We start from the raw sequence: 578 nt of genomic DNA on the forward strand, positions 1-578 counted from the left end.
ATGCCGCTGACTGTATTGATTCCGTATTTCCGATGGTAATTCTGAATAATTTTAATCATGGCCCGAAGACCATATTCAGGACTGACAAACTGACAGAAAGATTGGTCGGTACGTTGTGATTGAGGGACCAATCCTTGCCAGTCATCACCCCAACGGATATTGCCGGGGTTATTGTTTCGAATACCTCTGCTTATATTCATTCTTTTATCCCCGCTTTATTATTTAACGTTCCGCGAAGTAACTGACCAAAAAAATCTGTTCCCAGATAACCAATAATCACACTGCCGATGTAAGCCAAGTCCGTGCTCATACCAAAGAAATCCAACACGTCACGGATAAACCAGGCGATCATGGCACACATAATGGCGTCCATCATTGTCGTCCAGAATTTACCGCCGTTATAGCGACCCCTGAGATAAGCCATTGCGGCCGCCAGTGCTGCACCTATACCTTGTTCTCTAACTGATAGCAGCCACTCCCATAACTGAAAAAAAACGTCAGGCTGATTTTTCATGTATCATCCTTTCCTTAATCACAGGCTCCCTACAGCCCGGTATTCAATCCCACAATTGAACGAT

General features: G+C 44.5%; 1 protein-coding gene and 1 pseudogene. Both read right to left on the reverse strand.

Annotation, left to right across the window (positions count from 1 at the left end):
- A pseudogene (locus LG003_RS23180) lies at positions 1-200 on the reverse strand (structural protein); the annotation flags it as partial.
- Entirely contained in the window at positions 197-514 is a 318-nt protein-coding gene (locus tag LG003_RS23185; RefSeq protein ID WP_112876956.1) for a phage holin, lambda family, read from the reverse strand. The gene LG003_RS23185 and the pseudogene LG003_RS23180, both read right to left, overlap by 4 nt.
- Positions 515-578: the final 64 nt, after the last annotated feature.

The sequence above is a fragment of the Photorhabdus kleinii genome, assembly GCF_025384885.1.
In the GTDB taxonomy this organism is placed as follows: Bacteria; Pseudomonadota; Gammaproteobacteria; order Enterobacterales; family Enterobacteriaceae; genus Photorhabdus; species Photorhabdus kayaii.